General features: G+C 67.6%; 1 protein-coding gene. It reads right to left on the bottom strand.

Annotated elements, in window-relative coordinates; translation table 11 throughout:
- Window positions 1-244: Mu transposase domain-containing protein (locus ROTAS13_RS25605; RefSeq protein ID WP_408906177.1), on the bottom strand; the 244-nt coding region annotated here is incomplete at both ends.

The following is a 244-nucleotide window of genomic DNA, read 5'->3' as shown; positions in this document are numbered from 1 at the left end:
GACCGGCCGCCCCACCGCGCTCGCCATCACCGAGTACTTGTTGTTGTCGAACCGCACCAGGCAGGTCTTGGATACCGCGGCAGGCACGGCATGGAACCCGTCGAACCGCCCAGCGTAAGGCACCAGGCTTGGCCGCTCTGCCTCGAACGCCTCCCAGACGGTCCGCTCCCTCTGCTCCGGATGCCGATTGGCCCGGGCATGGGACACGCACCGCTCCAGCAGGAGGGCGTTCAGCTCCTCGTAA

It is taken from the genome of Roseomonas sp. TAS13 (assembly GCF_001950415.1).
GTDB lineage: Bacteria > Pseudomonadota > Alphaproteobacteria > Acetobacterales > Acetobacteraceae > Roseomonas > Roseomonas mucosa.
This window is presented reverse-complemented; position numbering and strand designations above follow the sequence as displayed.